The sequence below is a fragment of the Pseudomonadota bacterium genome, assembly GCA_039193195.1.
Lineage (GTDB): Bacteria > Pseudomonadota > Gammaproteobacteria > Steroidobacterales > JBCBZW01 > JBCBZW01.
The window spans coordinates 24,230-44,784 of sequence record JBCCWS010000027.1; the positions used below are offsets into that span (position 1 = coordinate 24,230).

Below are 20,555 nucleotides of genomic sequence, written 5' to 3' on the forward strand. Positions count from 1 at the left end.
ATGCCGCCGCGGTTGCGTGGGCCCGCCCGGCGAGCGGTGCTCCGCCCCTCGGCGCGTCAGGCCCGAACTGGCGACCGGCAGATCGCAGACCGGTAGGCCCTCACACCGTTCGTGAAGGCTGGCAACCGTTGGTGAATCGCCCTCGGCGCCGGCGCATCGCACCAGCGACGCAGCGCCGAAAGTGCTCTCGTCGCCGGCCACACCTGGCTGGCCCTGCCTCGAGAGAGACGCTTCCCATGAACTACCGCCTACGCACGATCGCCGCTTTGACCCTGACCACCACGCTCGCCACCTCGGCCGGCGCCCAGGACTGGTACGTCACCGCCGACTTAGGGCTGAACCTCCTCAGCGATCAGACCCTCACGTACGAAGACGGAACCGGCACGCGAGGAACGCAGAACGACGCGAACTTCAATCCGTCCTTAGCTGCCGGCGGGCGCGTGGGTCGCTACTTCGGCGAGCGCTTCCGCCTGGAAGGCGAACTCATGTATCGCACCAACGGCCTCCAGGACGTGACGGTCCAGGGCTTGGGCGACGCCACCGACGGCAACTACGCCAGCCTCGGCATCGGCCTCTCAGCCCTGGTCGACTTCAACCTCTTCGGCAGCGATCGCTACCGCACCTACCTCGGCGCCGGCATCGTGCTGATCGAGGAGATCGACATCGAGTTCACCATCGACGGCCAGGAGACGTCGTTTCAGACCAACGACGTGGCCGCTCAGCTCCAGGCGGACGTGCGCTACGATACGGGCGATCGCTGGTTCGTCGACGTGGGTCTGCGCTACCTCATCAGCGATGACGTCACCCTGGAGCGCCCTGGCGACGCACTGCAGCGCATCACCGCCGCTACGACCCCCTCACGATCACCGCCGGCGTCGGCCTGCGCTTCTAGCCGCGGGTGACCCCTCCCTCCCCTGCGCGGCTGCTATGCTGAGCGCCCGCCGCGCAGGAGAAGGAGCTCGCCCGTGAAGAAGCTGAAGAACGAAGCTGAACTCTTCAAAGCCGCCCTGACCGCCGGCGTGCACTATGCCGAAAGTGAACGCAAGGCCGTGCAGTTCGAGCCCGGCGACTCCAACGCCGACAAGGCGCTCTACGTCTATCGCCTATTGGTACACGACAAGCTACTCGCGCCCATGCCCGAGGCGCAGGTGTCGCAGAAGTCCATCCGCCTACGCTTGGCCCGCTGGTACGCCAACCAACTGCCCGATGACCACCCGTTGCTGAAGTAGAGCGCATGGACCAACACCTCTCGATCGACGAGCTACGCACCTTTATGGATGAGTTCGACCTCAACGCCGCCGAGCTAGCACGCTTGGTGGGTTACGAGGGCGATAGCTACCGCGAGATCGACCGCAAAACCCAGGCCGTGTTCCATTGGCTCGAAGGTCGACGCAAGGTGCCGCGCTACGTCAACGCGCTCATCGCCTGGGCGCGGGCGCATCCTGACACGGCGCGCCAACTCACACGGGGCGAGCTGCGCTACGAGCAGGGACGACTCACACCCCGAACCCCCGCTTGAGGCGCCGGCGCCGGCTTGCCATCCAGAGCAAGCCCTGTAGGCTCTGCGGCCTATGATCATCGATCTGAATCAGAACGAAGCGCCCGAGCGACAGCGTGCCCAGGTGTGCGTCATCGGCGCCGGTGCTGCCGGCCAAGCGGTGGCGATGCGCCTAGCGGACAAGGGTGTCGACGTGCTGCTGCTCGAGAGTGGCGGCCCTGAATTCGACGCCGAGCAACAGGCGATTGCCAAGGGCGACAACGTGGGCGAGGAGTACTACGAACTCGACACCACTCGCTTGCGCCTGTTCGGCGGCACCGCTGCCATTTGGGGCGGGCGCTGCGCCGAGCTCGACGCCATCGACTTTGAGAAGCGCGACTACCTACCGCACAGCGGCTGGCCCATCACCAAAGCCGACCTTGCGCCCTACTACGAGCACGCCTTCCGGGAGATGGGCCTCGAGCGCCCAGCGGGCGACCGCCTGTGGTCCGTCGTCGGCCGCCACAAGCCAGCCTTCGACGCCGCCAAGCTCGACGCCGGCCTGTGGTGCTTCGATGAGAACGGCGAGCGCTTCACCGACACGCGCCGTGGATCCCTAGGCAAGGTCAGGATTGTGTTGGGCACCACGGTCACCAAGTTCGACGTTGGAGCGCAGGGCCTGGTCGAGGCGATCACGGCGCAATCCCTAGGGGGACGCACCGTGCAGTTCGTTGCCGAACACTTCGTGCTCGCTGCCGGCGCCCTCGAGTCGGTTCGCCTGCTCTTCGCTGCCGTCCCCGAGCGACCCCAGGGGTTTGGCAACGACCGCGATCAGCTCGGCCGCTACTTCATGGAGCACCCCCATGCCCGCGGCGGCCAGATCCTGCCCGTCAGCCTCGCCCAGTCGATCCTCGTACTGCCGAGAGCCCTGCGGGTGCAGGGCAAGCGCTACGCGGCCTACCTACGGCCCGCGGATGCCCTCCAACGCTCCCTAGGCATTCTCAACACGTCGATCAGCTTCGCCGCCCGACGCCACGAAGGCATGCAGATGGACGCCCTATCTGCCGCCACGGGCAAGCTCAAGCACGATCTGCCCAGCACGCGCTTTTGGCGCTCCCTCTACAAGGGATTGAAGGGCGCCGCAATTCGCCTCCTGGAGGTGTCCGACCCCTGGCCGACCGTGTTCTCTCTCAAACGCGGACACGAGAAGAAGGGCCTCTACGCCGTCGTGCGGGCCGAGCAAGCGCCCATCCCTGAGAGTCGCGTGACCTTGGGTGAGCAAGTGGACGCCCTGGGGATGCGCCGCCTTGCCCTCGATTGGCAGTTCTCGGACATCGACAAGCGCAGCGTGCGCGTTCTGATGGAGACCCTAAAGGGCGAGTACCAACGTCTAGGCTGGGGCGACGTTGCGCTCGCCTCCTGGCTCCACGAGGAGAACACCGCTTGGCAAACCGACCCCTTGATTTCCGCCCACCCCATTGGCGGCTACCACCACATGGGCGGCACGCGGATGGGCGAGGCGCCTGCCAGCAGCGTTGTCGACGCCCACTGTAAGCTGCATGAAAGCCCAAACCTGTACGTGGCCAGCAGCAGCGTCTTCCCCACCGGCGGCTGGGCGAACCCGACCATGACAATCATCGCCCTCGCCGACCGCCTAGGGGATCATCTGGCGTCTCAGGTGACCTAGCGCCCCACAAAGGCCGACCCAACAACCTCGTTGGCAAATGTTCACGAGGGTGCTCAGCAGTAAACTCTCGTAACATCCGCGCTAAAACCGCGCTATTTTCAGCGTTTTCCAGCCACCTCCCCTTTGCCCTCCGATTGCCTGTACCGCAAATGGGGGACATGCTGTCACGTCGACCTGACGCTATATTCCCGCCCACTTCTTGGCCTGACCGTGCCCCGGTCACACGCTTGAGTCTCGCGGAAGGAGGTGAGCGATGAGTTCAACGACGATGACTGCGGTGACGATCTTGGCGATCGCATCCATCCTATTGGCGGCGTTCTTCGCCTACCGCCGATGGCATCAGCGCAGACTGCAGCAAGACGGGCTGCTCAGCGTCGGCCTCACGGCGGCCAGCATCAGCCACAGTACACACACCGTTCTCATGTGCATCGACGCCCACGCGGAGCAGCTGCGAGACATCACGCGCCAAGAAACGCACCACCAACTGGCACGCACTATCACCGAGCTGTGCCACCGGGCAATTCGCATCAACCAACAGACCATGCACCTGATGGAGCAACAGGACAGCGATGACCTGTGCCGAGACGCGATCGCGCAGCTTAGGGGAGCATCCGCCCTGCTAGATGTGGCAGCCGGTACGTCGCTGACGGTGGCGATGGATGCGAGCGGCGAGCGTGTCGCCCTCGACCTGAGACGTTCCCAGCTCGATCAGATCCTCATCAACCTGGTCATCAACGCGCGCGCGTCGCGGGCACGAGAGGTGGATCTGATCGCGCGGGTTATTCCCTACCTACACCGAGGCACCAAGGAAGCGATGTTGGTCATCGACGCGCGCGACGACGCGACGGCTGCGCCAAAGAAGATCGAACGCCGTGAACCGAAGGATCAGTACCCCTTGGAAGCTACCTTTGGTGGTGGGGGACTCGGCCTTTCCACCGTCGAGCGCCTTGCGAATCTCATAGGTGGCCGCGTGGACATCGACCGCATCCCTGGACGGGGCAGCTCCGTTACGGTCACCCTGCCCTGTCGGCGCGCTGTCGACGACGGCGACCCTGGCGAATTGACACCTAAATCAACCCCAGGGAAAGCGCCCGAAGCACCGCGGTCACGCGATCCCCTACGTCGAGCTTGCTAAAGATCCGGCGCATGTGCGTATCGACCGTGTGCCGCGACACCTGCAGGGCCTCGGCGATCGCCCCGTTGCTGTTACCGCGAGCCGCGAGTTGCAACACTTCGCGCTCCCGGGGCGCCAACTTGAGCTCATCGGCAGGCGCTACGCGCAGCAAGCTGCAGTAGATCAGGTGGCCGAGCTGCGCAACCCAGTGGAGCAGCCCGATCTGCTCCTCGTCGATCGGCAGGGTTGCCGTGCCGAAGCCGAAGCCCACGTAACCGTTTCGCCCATGGGGGCCGAATACGGGGATGGCGAGCCCGTCCCCAAGCCGAGCCGCCTCAAGCATCTGCAGATAGCGGCGCTCCTGCGTCGACAGGTCGCCAAAGGACGTCACTGCAGACCATCGAAACGGTAGCGACGCGACCGCCGCCTTACGCGAGATCGGGTCGATTCGATAGAGCTGATCTTGCACGTACCGACTGACCCACGCGTCGGGAAACCCGTGGGCGAAGACGGCGATGTGGGACTGGAAGTCGGATGCCCCTAGCGGCGGAAGATGGTGGTAGCTCATCATTTTGACACCGAAGGCGGTGAGTTGCTGAGCGAAGGTGTCCCTGAGGCTCTCGAAACTGCTCGCCTTGCGAAGCGTGGCGACCAATACCCTGACCGAGTCCGCGTCGAGGGTGACAGCTGCATCTGACGACATGAGGGGTTCTCCTCCGGCGGGTCGCAACCCCGTTGCTCCTGATCGCCTGACAGGCGTTGGGCAGCTCAAGCAGGGACACGATGTCGGCGTTCGTTGCAGTCGGCGGTTTGCGTGCGCTAATCGGTATTTGTTTGTGCGCACGCCCTGGACGAGGCTTGGGCCCCCGCCCCCCATAATGTTACATGGCAAGAGAAACAAAGCGACCCGTGATCTCGATCAGGCCCTGGTGAACACTGCGAATCCCCTGCAAAAGACCCCATCCCGCCCCCGCCACGGCCATGCGGTGGGTCCCTCCCCGGAGTTTATGATGAGGAATCGAATCCGGTAGTCTTGCTCAGGCAGTTCAGTCCAATAGGCAAGCGCATGGAGGAGCGTTCCGGTGCCCAACGACCCTCAGGCATATCCATCTATCTTTGTCAGCTACCGAATCGCGGACACCTTGCCCACGGCCGATCGGCTAGCCCTCGAGCTGCAGCGGAGATTCGGTGCCAACGAAGTATTCTTCGATCGCCGAACGGTTGAGCCGGGCGATAGCTGGGATAGCCACATCGAGACCGCCGTCAAGAACGCATCGTTCGTGCTCGTCGTGATTGGCAAGCGCTGGCTCACCGAGCAGGGCGAGTACGGGCAGCGACGCCTCGATATGCCCGGGGACTGGGTGCGGCGGGAGGTGGAAGAAGCGCTTGTGGGCCATGCTGAGGTCATTCCGGTACTCGTCGATGGCGTATCGCCACCACCGGCGGAGGCCTTCGGTAGCGTGCCAAGCATCGCTTCACTCGCCAAATGCCAGGGCGCCAGGCTGCGGGTTGCGGATTGGGACACGGACTTCGATGCGCTTGTTCGCAAATTGGCTTCCTCCGGGCTGGCAATGCCAAGCGAGTCGAGTGCCGAACGCGTAATCGTCCCGGGCCGAATTCCCATCAGTGCGAAGCAGTCATTTGTCGGGCGGGCAGATGAGCTCAACCAGCTAGCAGAACAGCTACCGACAATCGGGGAGCCGGGCGTGGTTATCGTTCGGGGTATGCCGGGTGTGGGCAAGAGCGAACTGGCACTTGAGTACGCTCGACGTCATCAGTCGCACTACGCGAACGGCGCCTTTCTTATCGGCATGGACCAAGGGACAGTGCCCGTCGATCTGGCCACCTATGGCGTCCGGAACCTTGGAATCCACTCGAATCGCCTAGCGATCGACGAGCAATGCCTGTTGGTGTTGAGGCAGCTCGCAGCACCGACCCTGCTCATCTACGACAACGTGACCAGCCCGGATGCAATCTCACCATGGTTGCCGGCTAACGATGAGGCGACGCACGTACTGATCACGAGCACTTGGGAAGACTGGCGGGGTTGGCGTGCGGTTGAGGTGCCCCCTCTAAGCGAGGATGACGCACGCGACCTGGTAGGGGCGCTAGGCGGCCCTGAGGTTGAGGGAAGTTACGGGCCTGCGCTCGTAGCGAGCGCGGCGGGCCTGCCGGTGCAGCTCTGCCCGGCGACCCGCAGGGTCGCCAAATCAATGGAACGGCTCGGCAATGCGGCGATTGCGATCGAGGCGGAGGCAACGAGCAGCTTCTCGGCGGTCTGGGATTTACTCGATGATGAGGGCCGACTGCTATTGAGCGCCGCTACGTTCTTCAACCCTGACCGCATCCGCGCCGACCTATTGCGGTCGCGGTTGCAGGAGGCAGGTTGGACCTCTGCAAGCGTTGACCGTGCGCTCGATGCCTGTCTGGACTTGTCGCTCCTCCAGGCTGGCGAAGAGCTACGGATGCATCGGTTGTTTCAGGAGTTCGTGAGGTCGGCGCCAGGTGTGAACACCACGCAGCTCGCGCACTTCCACGATACGCACTCGGCGGCGTTCATGATTGCGGCGGAGGACGTAAGAGCAAACCCCGCGAGTAGCAGTTCGGCTTCCAATCTCCACTGCTATTCACTGTCGCCGGACAGTTGGCAACCTGGGGATGGTTCGTTGGCGTCGAGAGTTGACGCGTACTCGATTGGCGCCGCCCTTGTTGAGATCGGCCTTTTCAACTTGGGGCGGCTCTGGTTCGAGTCCGCCCTTGAGCAAGCAGAGAAGGGTAACGTCCATGGACGCGTCGACCACCAAGCCCTGGGATCCAGCCTGCATCAGATCGGGTATTGCCTACTCCAAACAGGTGATTACGAAGGTGCGCGTCCTTCCTTCGAGCGCGCCGTCAAGGAGTCCGAACAAGGCGACGTTCAGGGGCGCGTCAACCACGAGCGCGTGGGACGGAGTCTGCATCAGGTTGGCTACTGCCTTTCCCGAACAGGCAACTACGAAGGAGCTCAGACCTGGCTCAAGCGCGCTGTCGAGGAGAAGGAGCAAGGCGACGTCTATGGGCAAGTTAACCACGAGAGCCTCGGAAGAAGCCTCCATCTGATCGGTCACTGCTTCTCACAAGATGGCGACTACCAAGAAGCACAAGTCTGGCTCAAGCGCGCCGTCGAGCAGAAAGAGCAAGGCGGCGACCGAGGACGCATTGATCACGAGAGCTTGGGCCAGAGCCTACATCTGGTCGGTTACTGCCTCTCCCAAACGGGCGATCACGTGGGTGCGAGACGCTGGCTAGAGGACGCGGTAAGGCAGAAGGAGCAGGGAGATGTCCATGCACGCGTTAACCACGAGAGTTTAGGAACGAGCCTGCATTTGGTCGGTCTCTGTCTCTCCGAAACGGGTAACTACGAAGCTGCAAAGGCCTGGTTCGAGCGCGCTGTCCAGCAAGCGGAGCCAGGCGATATTCATGGACGCGTTGACCATGAGAGCTTGGGATCGAGCCTGCATCAGGTCGGCTATTGCCTCTTCCAGGCCGGAGACTATGAACGTGCCAGACCTTGGTTCGAGCGTGCCGTCGAACAGGCACAAAGAGGCGATGTACACGGGCGCATTGACCACGAGAGCTTAGGATCGAGCCTGCATCAGGTCGGGTATTGCCTCGCCGAAACCGGCGACTACACAGCTGCTCAACCTTGGCTGAAGCAAGCTGTCGAGGAAAAGGAGACAGGCGACGTCTACGGGCGCGTTGATCACGAAAGCCTAGGGAAGAGCCTACACCAAGTCGGATACTGCTTGTCTCAAGCGGGTGACTACGAAGGTGCTAAGCCGTGGCTGGAGCGCGCCGCCGAGCGGAAGGAGCACGGCGACGTTCATGGGCGCGTCGACTACGACAGCTTAGGGTCGAGCTTGCACCAGGTCGGCTATTGCCTCTGCGAAGCCGGCGACTTCGAAGCTGCCAAACCCTGGCTCCAACGCGCCGTAGAGCAGAAGGGCCGGGGCGATGTGCACGGATCCGTCGACCACGAGAGCTTGGGCAAGACGCTCCATCAGGTCGGGTATTGCCTCTCCCGAACAGGTGATCACGAAGGCGCTCGACCTTGGCTCGAGCGCGCGATCGAGGAAAAGGAGCAAGGCGACGCCCACGGACGGGTGGATCACGCTAGTGTCGAGCTGACTAGACAGGCACTTCACGCGCTTGCTGGTTCGTCAGCGCGTTAACGCTCGCGTGACACTACCAAGAGCACTATGGGGCCCAAAGGTAAGGCCGGACAGTCCCCTCGTATTGCGTGCAAGCGCGCCCGCGGCGGTCTAGGCCAGACGAGAGCTCGGATCGCGCCCAACCCCCGGTCGACGACCAGACACGCCCCATTGCGCTCACTACCCTCGGGCTCAGCTCTTGTACTTGACCGAACACCCGTAGGGCCGCGTCACGGCGTTTACTACCTGCTCGCCCGCAAGCGCCTCGCCGAGCGCCTTGCGCACGTAGTTGGTCGCCGTCTCGATATCGGCCTTACGGCTCGTCGGCTTGTCATCGATGCCACCTTGGTAAATGAGCCTACCTTGTGGATCGACGATGTACATATGCGGTGTCGTCTTAGCAGCATAGGCATTGCCGACGTCACCGTTCGAATCGAAGAGCACTGCGTCAGGTGCTGCATCCCGACTAGCGGTGAGCGAGTTGGCCTGCGCCGCATCGACGTGACCTTGTTTGCCGGGCGCCGACGAGATGATCGTCAGCCAGGTGATTCCCTGCTCGGTTGCCTCGCGCTGCAGCGCCTGCATGTTGCCCGACTCGTAGTGTTTGCGTACGTAAGGACAGTCGTGGTTAGTCCATTCGAGCACCACGTACTGGCCGCGGTAATCGGCCAGGCTCACCGTGGCAGCGTCGCTGCTCTCGAGCGTAAAGTCAGGGGCCGGCGCCCCGATCTCCACCCCAGCGGCCGCCATGCCGCACGCGGTCAACGCCAGCGCTCCGACCATCGCGATATTCCTTGCAGCACTCATAGGTTCTCCTCCAGTCAGCAGGGTAAGGGAGTTCGCCGATTCAACTCAGTAGGCAAGGGCCGCACGGACCACCGTCTTCTCGACGGCTGCCAATACGCGCTTCTCGGTCAGGACCGCAGGCAACACCTCGGGGTCGCCGACCACAGGATACAGGACGACGAGCGGCACGCCGCTACGCCCGAATTCGGCGAGGGCACCCGCGATGGCAGCATCTCGGCGAGTCCAGTCACCTTCCAACAGCGCCACGTCATGCGCGGCGAGCGATGCGCGGACTGCAGCAGTCGACAGGGCAATGCGCTCGTTGACCTTACACGTGATACACCAGTCCGCCGTGAAGTTCACCAGTACGGGACGCCCCTCGGCACGCAGCGCGGCAACGCGCGCGGGGGACCATGACTCCCAACCGTTCACGGTCTCAGCGACGGGGTTGACGCTAAGGCGCGTTGTTGCGAGCAGGACTACACCGACAGCGCACACAGCGCCGATGGGCTCGACGAGACGTTTGTCGAGGCGGCTGCCGAGCCAAACCGCGAACGCGAGCAGCACGCCAGCGCCGAGCGTCCCGGCCGCGGCGTCGGCACCGGCTTGACGCGCGACCACCCAGACCAACCAGACGGCGGTGGCGTAGAGTGGAAACGCCAGCGCCTGGCGCAGCGTTTGCATCCACGGTCCAGGCTTAGGCAGCCGATTGGCCCAGGCCGGGCGCAGCGATAGCACCACATACGGTGCAGCCATGCCAAGACCTAGGGCCGCAAACACGGCGAGGGCCGTGGTCCACGGCTGGGTCAGGGCAAAACCGAGCGCTGCTCCCATGAAGGGCGCCGTGCAGGGCGTCGCGAGTGCGACGGCGAGCAGCCCGGTGAGCACGGAACCGGTCGCGCCACCCGGGTCGCGCACGCCGCCAGCCCAACCGACGATCGAGTTACCAACGTCGAACAGCCCGGACAGCGACAGACCGAAGCCGAACATGAGCAGCCCGAGCAGCGCCGCCACTAGCGGCGACTGCAGCTGAAATCCCCACCCCACCGCGGCGCCGGCGGCGCGCAGCGAAATGAGCGCGATGGCGAGGAGCAAGAACCCCGAAATCACACCGCCGGCATAGGCAAGACCGTGAACCCGCACGCGCGCCGCATCGGCACCCGCAAGCTCGACGAAGCCGAGCGCCTTGACCGCGATAATCGGCAGCACGCAGGGCATCAGGTTCAGGATAAGGCCACCGGCGAGAGCGAACAGGATGGCTATCAGAAGCCCGAGCGCCGGCCCGGTAGGCGGCGACGCAGACGAGACCTCCGACGCATCGACGGTGAAGGCCAACCGACGAGGTCCGTCAGCGGTATCCTCCTCGACGACGAGAACGCCCACGAGCGGGCTGGCGGACGCGAGACCGAGTTCGCCCGAGGGCAGCGTCAATCGAAGACCGCTTGGCGTGTTGCGCCAAGGCTGCTCACCGGCGTGCCTAACCACCCCGTACTCATGGGGGAAGAAGTACGCGTCGTTTATCCGCGCGGCTGTTGCTGCGGCTAACTCCAGCTCGAGTTCGATCCCGCCGTCCGTCGACCGGTATCGTACCGGCCAGGGGCTCGCGATTGGGGTATCGGCTCGCGCTTGCCCAAACAGCGGCGCGTCCGGCCCGGGGCTCGACGCCATGGCCGGAGGCAAGGTGAGGGTAAACGTCCCCTCCTCAGGGATACACAGCTCCTCGCACACGAGCCAAGCTGCCTCGAGGCGGATGGTTAGGGGGCCCGTTCGGTCGCCGGGATCGAGCGGGGCCGCGAACAGCACGGACTCCTCGTAGCCGTAGTTACGTAGCGGCCCCACATCGATACGCTCCGGCATCGGCCAGGCGATCTCACCAACCTCTACGCCTTCGGGCAGCTGCCAGTCGACGTAAGGTGGCTCTCCGGAATCGCCGGGATTGCGCCAATAAACATGCCAACCGGGGATCAGTGCAAAGTGCAATCCAACACTGAGCGGCTGTCCCGACACGTAGCCGTGCTGATCCGCAACCAGTCGTGCGGTCACGTGCGGCGTTTCGACGACGCTGGGCGCGGCGGCGTCACTCGCAGGCGACGCCGCGGTGCAGATGACGGCCGTCAGGCACAGGGCGTTGACGAAGTTAGCTTTCGCTGATGAGGGCTTATGCATTCTATTAGTCTTGATCACGTTTCGGATCGCGTGAAAGCAGCTTTAGCTAGCCGGGCGACGCCACAGTTGGGCGCTTGCAACGGAGTCGAGGCCAACGCTAGCCGGCGATACGGTCTGCCTCCATCCGCAGCGCCCCGCCGATGCCCGGCTCCGCGTCGGAGTGACCATTGCCGTCGACGAACCAAAGGCGGCTTGACACTTCTTGCGCAAGCAGTCGCTTATGCAGGCGCCATGCCGCGGTGGGGAGGCACACGTGGTCCGCTCGCCCGTGCACGATAGAGATGTCCATATCGCGCAGGCGCGCCAGGTGGTGCGGTTGCAGGAGTTGCCCCTCCTCCATGAACCCACCAGCGAGCATGTAGGCGACCTCCAAGCTCGCGAACGGTATCAGCGTGGCCGGCGTCGCGAGCGTGGTTGCGATCCGCTCTTCGTTACGGATCGCCGAAGACAACGCCAGCTCGTACGCCACGAACGCCGCCGCCGCCGCATCGCGCGTGTCTGGATCTGCCAAGAGGCGTCGATAGCCCTCGAGGAGATCACCAGGAGGTTCAGGCAGCTTTGGGTGCTTTAGGACAAAGTCTCGGTACGCCTCCCACACCTCGGGGTAGTGCAGCGCCGTCGCACCATTGCGAAATAGGTTATCCACCTCGTCGCGCAGGAACGTGAAGATGCCCCGCAGGAGCAAGTGGCGCATCCGGTCCGGGTGGGCCTGAGCGTAGGCGAGCGCGAGGGTGCAGCCCCAGGAACCCCCGAGCACCAGGTGCCAGACGGACACGCCCAAGTGCTCGCGCAGCGCCTCTAGGTCTGCGACGAGGTGGCCGGTCGTGTTGTCCGCGAGCGCTCCCTTAAAGTCTTGGGAGACGTTCGGTCGACTCTTGCCGGCTCCACGCTGGTCCAGCAGGACGATGCGGTACCGAGCGGGATCGAAGAACTGGCGCACGCCGGGTCGCGTGCCGCCGCCTGGCCCGCCGTGCAGAAACAGCGCCGGCGAACCCTCCGGATTGCCCGATAGCTCGTAGTAGAGCTCGTGCTTGGACCTATCGCCCACGGTTAGGAATCCGGTCTCGTAGGGCTCGACCGGCGGGTGGAGGTCGGTGCTGGGATGATCGGTAGGGGGCGCTGTCATGGATTCTCCGCGAGCGACTCGGAACACTACTGTTTGGTCCGGGAGTCCTGTGGGGTCAGGCCAAGCGTAGATCTTCGCTCCTTCGAATCAGAGCATCTCCAAGTTACCACGCCTGTGCTCCCTTTCGCGCCTCCTCCCTCCTCCGGAAGGTCGACAACAGCTGCCGACCATTTGCTCGAGATCATGCATCGCCTCGGACATCATAACGGCAACGTCCAGCAGACGCGCCCTGCTCACCAGCGATACGGGCCTGGTCCGGCGAATTCTAGGCGTCGTAGAGCAAGTCGCCAAGTAAGTGAACTGCACCTACCTCGATCAACGCTGAGGGTTGGAATGCACCAGGAAGTCATGCTTCACGGGTGCTTGGCTCTAGGTAGCCTCGCGCCACCCCAAGTCCCGCGCCGAAGACCACAGGCGGCTGCTGTCCGGCAAGATCCGACAGTCTGGGTCCCTGGGCTTGGCGCGCGATCAGACACCGGCACAGCTGTCTCAACAACGACACTAGGCGAAGTCTTGCGCGAGTGCCAACGACGCGCCAAGATCTCGTGTGTTTACCAAGCTCAGCTTGGACTGCCTCTTCAGATTAAACGCTTGCAGTAGAGCCGATCGTACACACGACACTCAAGGCTCTGGCAAGGCAGCTAACCTACTTCGCTAATGTTGTAGCGAATCCTGTGCATGTTCGGTAGGCAATGGAAACCACGCAATCTCAAGTTCCTAGTTCAGCGTCGACCAGTGCGCGACTGGTAGAAATCTTCATCTCTTATCGGCGCAGCGACGGCGACTGGCACGCTGAGTGGCTACATAGACACCTAGAGGGGCTGGAGTATGTCGACAATAGCGGCCAACCATGCATCCTCAAAACTTATTACGACAAGACGGCCGCCGGCGTAGATGACTGGAAACTGCAGAATCTCGGGGCACTAAGAACAGCGAGAGCAATGCTCCTCGTCTGTACACCAGGAATAGCCCAGGATCTTTCCAAGCGCAAGAAGGGATCTGATTCGCTTTACGCGGAGCTCAAGTGGTGGGTGCGTCAGCGAGGAGTAGCTCCGATCGTCGTGGATCCGAAGGGGGATGGCCATCTCTGGCTTCCGAAGCTATTGACTGTCAAATGGCCTCACATCAATCGGATTCACCTTTCGAGCAATGAAGCTGAATCTGCTGATCCCGAGTACCAGTTGCGACTTATTGATAGGATCGTGGGCGCCATCCGTGAATTGGAACAGCAGACGCTCGCTGAAGATCTGGCGCAGTCTCTGCGGCAGGAGAGGCGCTTGAGGTGGGCGCTGACTGCCGCGTCCATTCTCCTCTCGGTCTCGATCATTTTGGGTCTTTACGCCAACGAAAGGAGGCGGGAGTCGAATGAAAAGACACGTCTTGCCGAAGAATCATTGACAGTAGCGGCTGGATTTCTGATGCGACTGCTCCAGTACGGCAGGCCCGGGCAAACGACATCACTGGAACTCATCAAGTTGATTACTGAAGTGCGTGATAGAGCAGATGAAACACAGTTTGTCACCGTCGCGCTGCAGGTGCTGAGTTGTTGGGGACTAGCCTCCATACAAAGCCAACTCGTTCACGACGCGATGGTAGACATGTATGCCGCGATTGAGTCCAGCGCATCTGGCCGTGAGCCTGAAGTTCAATCGCGCATCGCGACACTGAAAGCTAACACTGCGGCGGCACGCAGCGGGAGTGAAGCGCCCCACCCTTGCATGGCTCCGACGAGCTGAGTTTCAACGCAAGCCAACAAGACGATTCGCCAGATCACCGTCCAGCGCGAGGTGGCATTGCCAACCGCTGCGCAAAGCTCAAGTTAGATAGCTGCCTGATCAGGTGGCCACTAATATGGAGCTTACCGGACTACGTACCACGGAAACCCAGCCGTTGGAAAACAGGCACCATCACGAGCCAGGTGCGCCTTGTGTGAGACGCTGTTGGGATCGCAGAACCGGCTTGCGCAACGCCTGCCCCTGAACCGGCTCGTCGGCGCTTGGCCATTGTTGTAGCGAGCCATGGCGGGGCTCTCCGAATCCGTCACGGCTTGGACTACCTCTCCGGAGACCGCACTCGATCACGACTCAGGCCGCACCGACCACTGCTACCCTGCGCCTCGCAAATGCCGCCGCCGACGTAGCAGCTAGCTTGCTCAGGTACCGGGGCTCTTTGTCTGATCGCTACTTTCGGACTTCTTCTTCGAGCCGAAGGGGAACTCGACCCCCACAAACGTCCGCACCGAGTCACTGCCGCTCCCGCCGTCGAAGTCGACCTCCGTTTCAATGAACATCCGTAGGTTGCTCAGGAAGTCGCTGTCGGTGAAGCTCAGGAACGGATTACCCTCGAGGTGCACCCGCAGCTGATTCCGATCCCGACGGTCGGCAGGAAAGAGGTCGTTCGAACCGATGCCGAAATCGATAAAGGATCCGTGCAGGTGCGTCTCTTCGAGAATCACACCCAAGGAGAAGAAGTAGTATTCCGCAAGGTCGTCGAGGCCACTAACAGACGCTGCTCCGTAACGAGCCATCAGGTAGGGCGTAGCCTTTGCACCCTTTGGACCAGCTTTGCTCCGCAAGAACTCTGCCCGCAAGCCAACCTCACCTTCAATGGACTCCGCGTCGCGTAGCACAGCGATTGCAGCATTCAGATCGGGGATGTCAATGGGCTCACCCGCCTCCGGGCAGCCGGGGAAGTTCGCAAAGTCACTACACAACACCTCGGTGCCACGGACGGTGCGTCTTGTGCGTCCTGTCAGCCAAAGCGCAGCAACATCGTTAGTAGCACCAACCAGCTTGTAGTTGAAGCGCAAATCGAGCAGAGCGCTCTGATTGACGTCCGTGGCATCCTCGGGCTCAACCACGTTGGAGAGATCCGACGGGGTGAATGTATCGAAACCCCAGCCGAAGTTGATGTCCACATCAAAATCGCACCGCATGACGCGGCTGTTCCAGCACTCCGGCAAAATGCCCTCAGGTGGCGGCTTCGGCTTGCTTGCCGCGACTTCCTTCTCGAGCTCTTCTATCCGTCCCTTCAGCTCCTCGACCGTCTTGGTGATATCGTCTCCAACGCTCGCGACGGGCTGCGCGTTGGCGGTCAAACCGACCAGAGCAAGCATCGCGAATTGGGGGGCCCGACGAGTCTTCCATTCCATGTTCTCTCTCCGTCAAATACACCATTCAATCGAAAGCAGTAAGACGTGCCAGCCATGCGAGCAAACACACCAAGTCAGTAAACCTGAGTGCTGGTCGTTCGCGGACACACGCGCCCATGTGTCATTCGCGTCGCAGGTCGCTGAGTGGGCTCAACTTGGGCAGGTACCCTGTCTTCAGCACGTGACTCTCCTTCGCCTCGATCTTGCGATCACCGAAGGTGTCGAGCCAGCGACCCAGCGTGTCTGATAGCTTCGAGGCAGTGGAGTCGTCACCCGCACTGACACCGCCTTCCTCGTCGAGGTAGATGCGCTCTCCGGTGTGCCGGTACCCCAAGAGCCTCGGCACGATCAAGGGCACGATGTCCCCCTGGTTCACGACGCGGAACGATGGAATTTGTGTGGTCCTGGCATCGAAGGCCTGCTGGAAGCGTCGGTTACCCACGCGGGGGGCACCGAAGGTATAGAGGCCAGCGAGAGGGATCTTGTCTTCCAGGAGCATACCCGCCAGCAACACGGCGAGCGCCCCTCCTAGGCTGTGTCCTGTGACCCATAGCCTACGACCTGCCTGCAGGTGTTCATGCAGGAGGCGGCTGACCTGCAGCATCACCGGAAATAGGGCATCCTGGAATCCCTCGTGCACCCGCGCCTCGGGGTCCAGTGGACCGGGGTCGGTCACGATCTGCGCGTTGCCCAACCAATCGGGGAGCGACTCACTTCCGCAGAAGCTGACGATCACCGTCGACTCGTTGTGGACCAGAAAACCCTCCGTATCGATGTCACGACCGAGGCGCTTGGAGAACGCGTGGACCTCAGCGTGCTCCCAACCGGGGCAGGCGCGAATGGTGGCCTGGCGCGCCTGGTCGTCGGGCTCGTAGGCGAGCTGGCATAGGGCGGCCAGAAAGTAGGCATCGTGTGGGTCGTAGCGAGGGTCGCCAGACAGGCTTGGCTTTACGTGCTGCGTGAAGTGCTCCTCAAGCTGGCGCTGGAGCGCGCGGGAGGTTCTGGCCTCGAAGCGAGTGATCGCCTCCAGCATCTGCGGGAACAGCGGGTTAGCTTCTTCGAGGGTCTCCTTCGGATCGTTCGGATTCACTACAGCTTGGCTCAGCACCAGGCTTGCGTGAGAGACATCGTCCTGCTCTTCGATGCGCAAGAACGTGAAGCGCTCTGCGGGGGTAACGCGCTGCAAGCGCTCTATGCCGCGGATGTCCGCCGTGAGATCGGCCTGCGAATGGGCGGCAAAAACGCGCTTGGGAAAACGTCGTCCGCGACCGCGAAGGTGCTTTAGCGCTGCGTCGTTCTCCTGCATAAGCCGTGACAGCTGCTCCGCAGCGTCCAAATCGACGTGCGTGTAGCGGAAGGGATTGGCACCAATGAGGGGCTTGTCCTTCTTCAGCAAGTCCGCGAGCCCCATTCTCGGCAAGCGCTCCTTAAGCTCCCCGATGATCCCCAAGGGGCCTCCCGCAAGATCCAGCGCGGCAGAGAAGAGGTACAGATCCCCGGTGATTCGGGCGTCCTTGACCGCCGCCGAGAACGCCAGTGCTCCCCCCGTGGAGAGCCCTCCGATGGACACCTTGTGCGGGGCGCGCACAGCGGCTTGTTGGACCGCGTAGTCGACGTTCGTCCGCCACTCCACCAGCGAGATCCCGTTCATCCCTTGGGGCTGCTTCAAGCCGTGGAAGTGCAGCAGCGGTAGGAACACGTCGTAGTTGAGCGCCGTATGAAAGTGCTCAGCGATCGCGGTCATGAAGTGCGGCGAGTCGGAAAGACCGTGCACGAGCACAATCGCCTCGCCCGTCGGCTCGTCATGCAGATAGCGTCTAGGGTGGCAGCCATCACGGACCGCGTTGGGCTGGAAATACTCTGAGAATTTGCCGTAGTACTCCATCCACTCGTGGTCGCGGGCTTGATGCGCGCTCATGGAACTCCTCCTGAGTTGCTCTGAGATTCAGTCGGGGACGCTGGGCTAAAGTCCGCCTGCCAACGCCCTGACGGGGGCGGCCTCCTGACCCGGTGCTTGTGCTCCGCGGCGAGCGAGCGGTCGGTCCCTACACCCCACAGTGTGATTCGCGCGCGCTTTCTCTCATCTCACGCGTACGCTTCGGTCCATCAGTCCGGTCAGATCCAGGACCGGGCGGCCGATCGGCCAGCTTGTTGAAGGGACCGAGCGATGGACAGAATGCGGCCGAGCATGACTTACAGGTCGTCGAGGCAACACGGTTCCACCAGCAGACTCTCGGCGCGCGCCATGGCCAGCGCTAGCTCGTGGACTCGTAGCTGAGCCGCGGTCGCCTCGGCGGCGTCCAGCAACCGTCGCTACGTGTCGACCGATGATGCGCGCCTCGTCCATGCCGTACCGGGCGTGGTAGAGCGAGGCGTAGACGTAGCGGGCTGCCATCGCGTCGATCAACCCCTCGGTGGCGGTACCGGACTGGTAGTCCTGCTGCGAGTAGTCGGCCAAGTGAGGGAGGACATCCAGGTAACCCAAGTCCCAGGCCTCCACATAGAGCTGGCGCGCACGCGCGGGATCCGATTGCCGGAGCGCCTCTGCATAGCGCACGCGGGCGAAGGGCTTGGGTCCTGCGGCGGCGATGGCGAGGTACTTCAGCCGCTCCGCTTCGCCTAGGCGCGGAACGCCTTCGCAGTCGGCGTAGCCCTGACGCAGAATCTGCTCGAACTGGTCGATCTTGGTCGACCCCACGCGCCCGACGTATCCGGTCTGCGCATCTTCTAGCTGGTGCGTCTCCATCAGCAGCACGATGGCGCGGTCCAGTGCAGCCGGGTCTGCCGGCGATCGGGCACAGCCGCTGAGAATGTTGTGGGCCAATAGGGCCGCGCCGTCATCACCCGCCTCGGCGCGGGCAAGCAGTGCCGGCATGTGGGGGGCATACGGCGGCTCTAGGTGATCTGGCCCCGCCGGGCGCGGCCCATCCTCCCGCCAACGCACTGCCTCGCGATGACCGTTGGGGAAACACAGCGTCTCGCGCGGACACTCGATCACGTACTGGGATAGAGCCGCCGGCTGATTGGGTGTGTTGGGGGGTGCCGGCGTGCGCGGCCCGCCGCTCGCCGTCGAAGGCGCTGCCGAGACGGCTGCCCCCTCGGGCGCAGGAAGCGGCTTGCGCTGCATCGATGGCATAGCAAGCGTGAGCAGGATCGCCACGGCGACGAAGCCGACCCCGCCTATCATCCACATTGCTCTCATAAGGGATCCCCGATGTTCACCCAGAGGGTGGACCGTCTGGATCTTGGTCAGTTCAGTGCGGTGGTCCCCACCGGGCAGGCCAAACCCCAGGCGGCGAGGCCCGGCCACTGCACCTAACATGCCTGCAGCACCACGGCCCGCCGCAGGCCGACACCTTTGTCAGACCGATGGCTTGGGCGGCGGCAACCGATCAGCAAAGATCGACGACTTCACCAGCGACGTGGTCGTCTCCGCCCGCTCGTGCAGCGCAGATAGGATCTCATCCAGCTCGGCGAGCTCGGCGAGGACTAGGCGTGCCACGTAGCAGTCATCGCCCGTGACACGGTCACAGGAGACGAATCTGCGCTCGTCTCGAATCATGCGCTCCACCGCCCACAGCTGTCCGCTGTGTGGTTTCACCCTCACCAGCGCTTGAATGGGGTAACCGAGGGCCGCCAAGTCCACGCGAGCGACAAAGCCGCCCAGCTGGCCCGAGTCGCGCATTCGGCGCAGTCGCTCGCCTACCGCGGGCCCCGTGAGACCAACGGTCTTGCCGATCTGCGCAAGGCTGGCACGCGCATCTCGCTCGAGCAAGTCGATGATGGACCGGTCGATTTTGTCGAGTGGCTTCGCCATGAAAGCAAACTAACACCGCAGCCCACGAATCGAAAATCATGGGCTCAATATTCCTTCGACTTCCATGGGACAGCAGCGTGCGCGACGGCTAGGCTTATTCCCACGTGAACACTGTCGAGAGGAGAGCAACATGGAGGTCCAGAGATTTGCGGCCTTTAGCCAAGGTGACGAGGGCGGCAACCCAGCCGGGGTCGTGCTGCTTCGCGAAGCGGCCACCGAAGCGGCCATGGCACAGGTGGCGGCGCAGGTCGGCTATTCAGAAACCGCCTTTGCCTTCCCCCAGGACGCTAGCGGCAAGCAGTGGCGGGTGCGGTACTTCTCGCCGGAGTCGGAAGTGCCCTTCTGCGGGCATGCCACCATCGCCCTAGGCGCCGTGCTCGGGCAGCGGGGGGGTGCTGGTACCTACACACTGACGTTGAATGACGCCACCGTCACCGTGGATGCCGAAGGCGGGCATGATCGGATGATCGCCACGCTCACCTCGCCCCCCACTCGAAGTCGAGAGGTCGCGGCAGAAGAGCTGCAGGCGGCCCTATCGCTGTTCTCGCTGACGGCGTCCGACCTCGACCCACGCCTTGCACCTGCGAGGATTCACGGTGGCGCGGATCACCTGGTCCTGCCGTTAAAGTCGCGCACCACCGTGGCCGGCATGCATTACTCCCTCGCCGAGGGCCGCGAGCTCATGCGCCGGCATGGGTGGGTGACGGTAATGCTCGTCTTCATCGAACACGATCAGACCTTCATCGCACGCAATGCGTTCGCCTCCGGTGGCGTCCTCGAAGACCCCGCCACCGGCGCGGCGGCCGCCGCTTTCGCGGGCTACCTACGGGATCAGGCCTGGCCTCACGGTGGGGCATTCAAGATCCGCCAGGGCGAAGACATGGGGAGTCCATCGCTGATTGAGGTCGCTTTGGGTGATACGCCTGGGAGCGGTGTGAGCGTCTCGGGGGAAGTGCGGATGATCGCAACGGGGTAAGCGCGCAGCTAGTGCGATCAACCGGCGAGAAGCGCAGGCGCAGGGGTATCAACCCACCCATGGCC

General features: G+C 63.1%; 16 protein-coding genes. 8 read left to right on the plus strand and 8 right to left on the minus strand.

Going from position 1 to position 20,555, the window contains the following annotated elements; all coding sequences use genetic code 11:
- The first annotated feature begins 236 nt into the window (after window positions 1-236).
- The 5 genes from AAGA68_18265 (at window position 237) to AAGA68_18285 (ending at window position 4,299) form a co-directional block, all read left to right on the plus strand.
- Complete coding sequence (locus AAGA68_18265; GenBank protein MEM9387013.1) at window positions 237-902, plus strand: outer membrane beta-barrel protein; 666 nt, start codon at window positions 237-239, stop codon at window positions 900-902.
- A gap of 63 nt (window positions 903-965) precedes the next feature.
- Window positions 966-1,229 carry a DUF5062 family protein gene (locus AAGA68_18270; GenBank protein ID MEM9387014.1) on the plus strand — a complete coding sequence of 88 codons (264 nt, stop codon included), beginning with the start codon at window positions 966-968 and terminating at the stop codon, window positions 1,227-1,229.
- A gap of 5 nt (window positions 1,230-1,234) precedes the next feature.
- A complete protein-coding gene (locus AAGA68_18275) occupies window positions 1,235-1,519 on the plus strand; it encodes a hypothetical protein (protein ID MEM9387015.1) in 285 nt (94 codons plus the stop codon).
- Between the two features lie 52 nt (window positions 1,520-1,571).
- On the plus strand, window positions 1,572-3,164 hold the full coding sequence (locus AAGA68_18280; GenBank protein MEM9387016.1) for a GMC family oxidoreductase: 1,593 nt from the start codon (window positions 1,572-1,574) through the stop codon (window positions 3,162-3,164).
- A 253-nt stretch (window positions 3,165-3,417) separates the two neighbouring features.
- On the plus strand, window positions 3,418-4,299 hold the full coding sequence (locus tag AAGA68_18285) for a HAMP domain-containing sensor histidine kinase (protein ID MEM9387017.1): 882 nt from the start codon (window positions 3,418-3,420) through the stop codon (window positions 4,297-4,299).
- On the opposite strand, the gene AAGA68_18290 is transcribed toward AAGA68_18285, so the two are convergent.
- On the minus strand, window positions 4,232-4,981 hold the full coding sequence (locus tag AAGA68_18290; protein MEM9387018.1) for a LuxR family transcriptional regulator: 750 nt from the start codon (window positions 4,979-4,981) through the stop codon (window positions 4,232-4,234). The genes AAGA68_18285 and AAGA68_18290 overlap by 68 nt on opposite strands.
- 379 nt (window positions 4,982-5,360) lie before the next feature.
- Here AAGA68_18290 and AAGA68_18295 point away from each other — a divergent pair, with 379 nt between their 5' ends.
- On the plus strand, window positions 5,361-8,489 hold the full coding sequence (locus AAGA68_18295; GenBank protein MEM9387019.1) for a tetratricopeptide repeat protein: 3,129 nt from the start codon (window positions 5,361-5,363) through the stop codon (window positions 8,487-8,489).
- Window positions 8,490-8,660: 171 nt separating this feature from the next.
- Here AAGA68_18295 and AAGA68_18300 read toward each other — a convergent pair whose 3' ends face one another.
- The 3 genes from AAGA68_18300 to pip all read right to left on the minus strand — a co-directional run bounded on the left by AAGA68_18300 (window position 8,661) and on the right by pip (window position 12,546).
- Window positions 8,661-9,275 (minus strand): redoxin domain-containing protein, encoded by a 615-nt coding sequence (locus AAGA68_18300; GenBank protein ID MEM9387020.1) that lies wholly within the window; start codon window positions 9,273-9,275, stop codon window positions 8,661-8,663.
- Between the two features lie 45 nt (window positions 9,276-9,320).
- Window positions 9,321-11,420: a protein-disulfide reductase DsbD domain-containing protein gene (locus AAGA68_18305; GenBank protein ID MEM9387021.1), complete on the minus strand. Its 2,100-nt coding sequence runs from the start codon at window positions 11,418-11,420 to the stop codon at window positions 9,321-9,323.
- A 97-nt stretch (window positions 11,421-11,517) separates the two neighbouring features.
- A complete protein-coding gene (gene pip / locus AAGA68_18310) occupies window positions 11,518-12,546 on the minus strand; it encodes a prolyl aminopeptidase (GenBank protein ID MEM9387022.1) in 1,029 nt (342 codons plus the stop codon).
- Window positions 12,547-13,238: 692 nt separating this feature from the next.
- Between pip and AAGA68_18315 the strand changes: the two genes are divergently transcribed.
- A complete protein-coding gene (locus tag AAGA68_18315; protein MEM9387023.1) occupies window positions 13,239-14,282 on the plus strand; it encodes a hypothetical protein in 1,044 nt (347 codons plus the stop codon).
- Window positions 14,283-14,698: 416 nt separating this feature from the next.
- On the opposite strand, the gene AAGA68_18320 is transcribed toward AAGA68_18315, so the two are convergent.
- From AAGA68_18320 to AAGA68_18335, 4 genes are all read right to left on the minus strand, one after another.
- Window positions 14,699-15,697 carry a hypothetical protein gene (locus AAGA68_18320; protein MEM9387024.1) on the minus strand — a complete coding sequence of 333 codons (999 nt, stop codon included), beginning with the start codon at window positions 15,695-15,697 and terminating at the stop codon, window positions 14,699-14,701.
- Between the two features lie 121 nt (window positions 15,698-15,818).
- Window positions 15,819-17,615, minus strand: a complete 1,797-nt coding sequence (locus AAGA68_18325; GenBank protein ID MEM9387025.1) for a hypothetical protein — start codon at window positions 17,613-17,615, stop codon at window positions 15,819-15,821.
- Between the two features lie 162 nt (window positions 17,616-17,777).
- On the minus strand, window positions 17,778-18,884 hold the full coding sequence (locus AAGA68_18330) for a hypothetical protein (protein ID MEM9387026.1): 1,107 nt from the start codon (window positions 18,882-18,884) through the stop codon (window positions 17,778-17,780).
- A gap of 174 nt (window positions 18,885-19,058) precedes the next feature.
- A complete protein-coding gene (locus AAGA68_18335) occupies window positions 19,059-19,514 on the minus strand; it encodes an Lrp/AsnC family transcriptional regulator (GenBank protein MEM9387027.1) in 456 nt (151 codons plus the stop codon).
- A 130-nt stretch (window positions 19,515-19,644) separates the two neighbouring features.
- On the opposite strand from AAGA68_18335, the gene AAGA68_18340 reads away from it, so the two are divergent.
- Complete coding sequence (locus AAGA68_18340; protein ID MEM9387028.1) at window positions 19,645-20,490, plus strand: PhzF family phenazine biosynthesis protein; 846 nt, start codon at window positions 19,645-19,647, stop codon at window positions 20,488-20,490.
- Window positions 20,491-20,555: the final 65 nt, after the last annotated feature.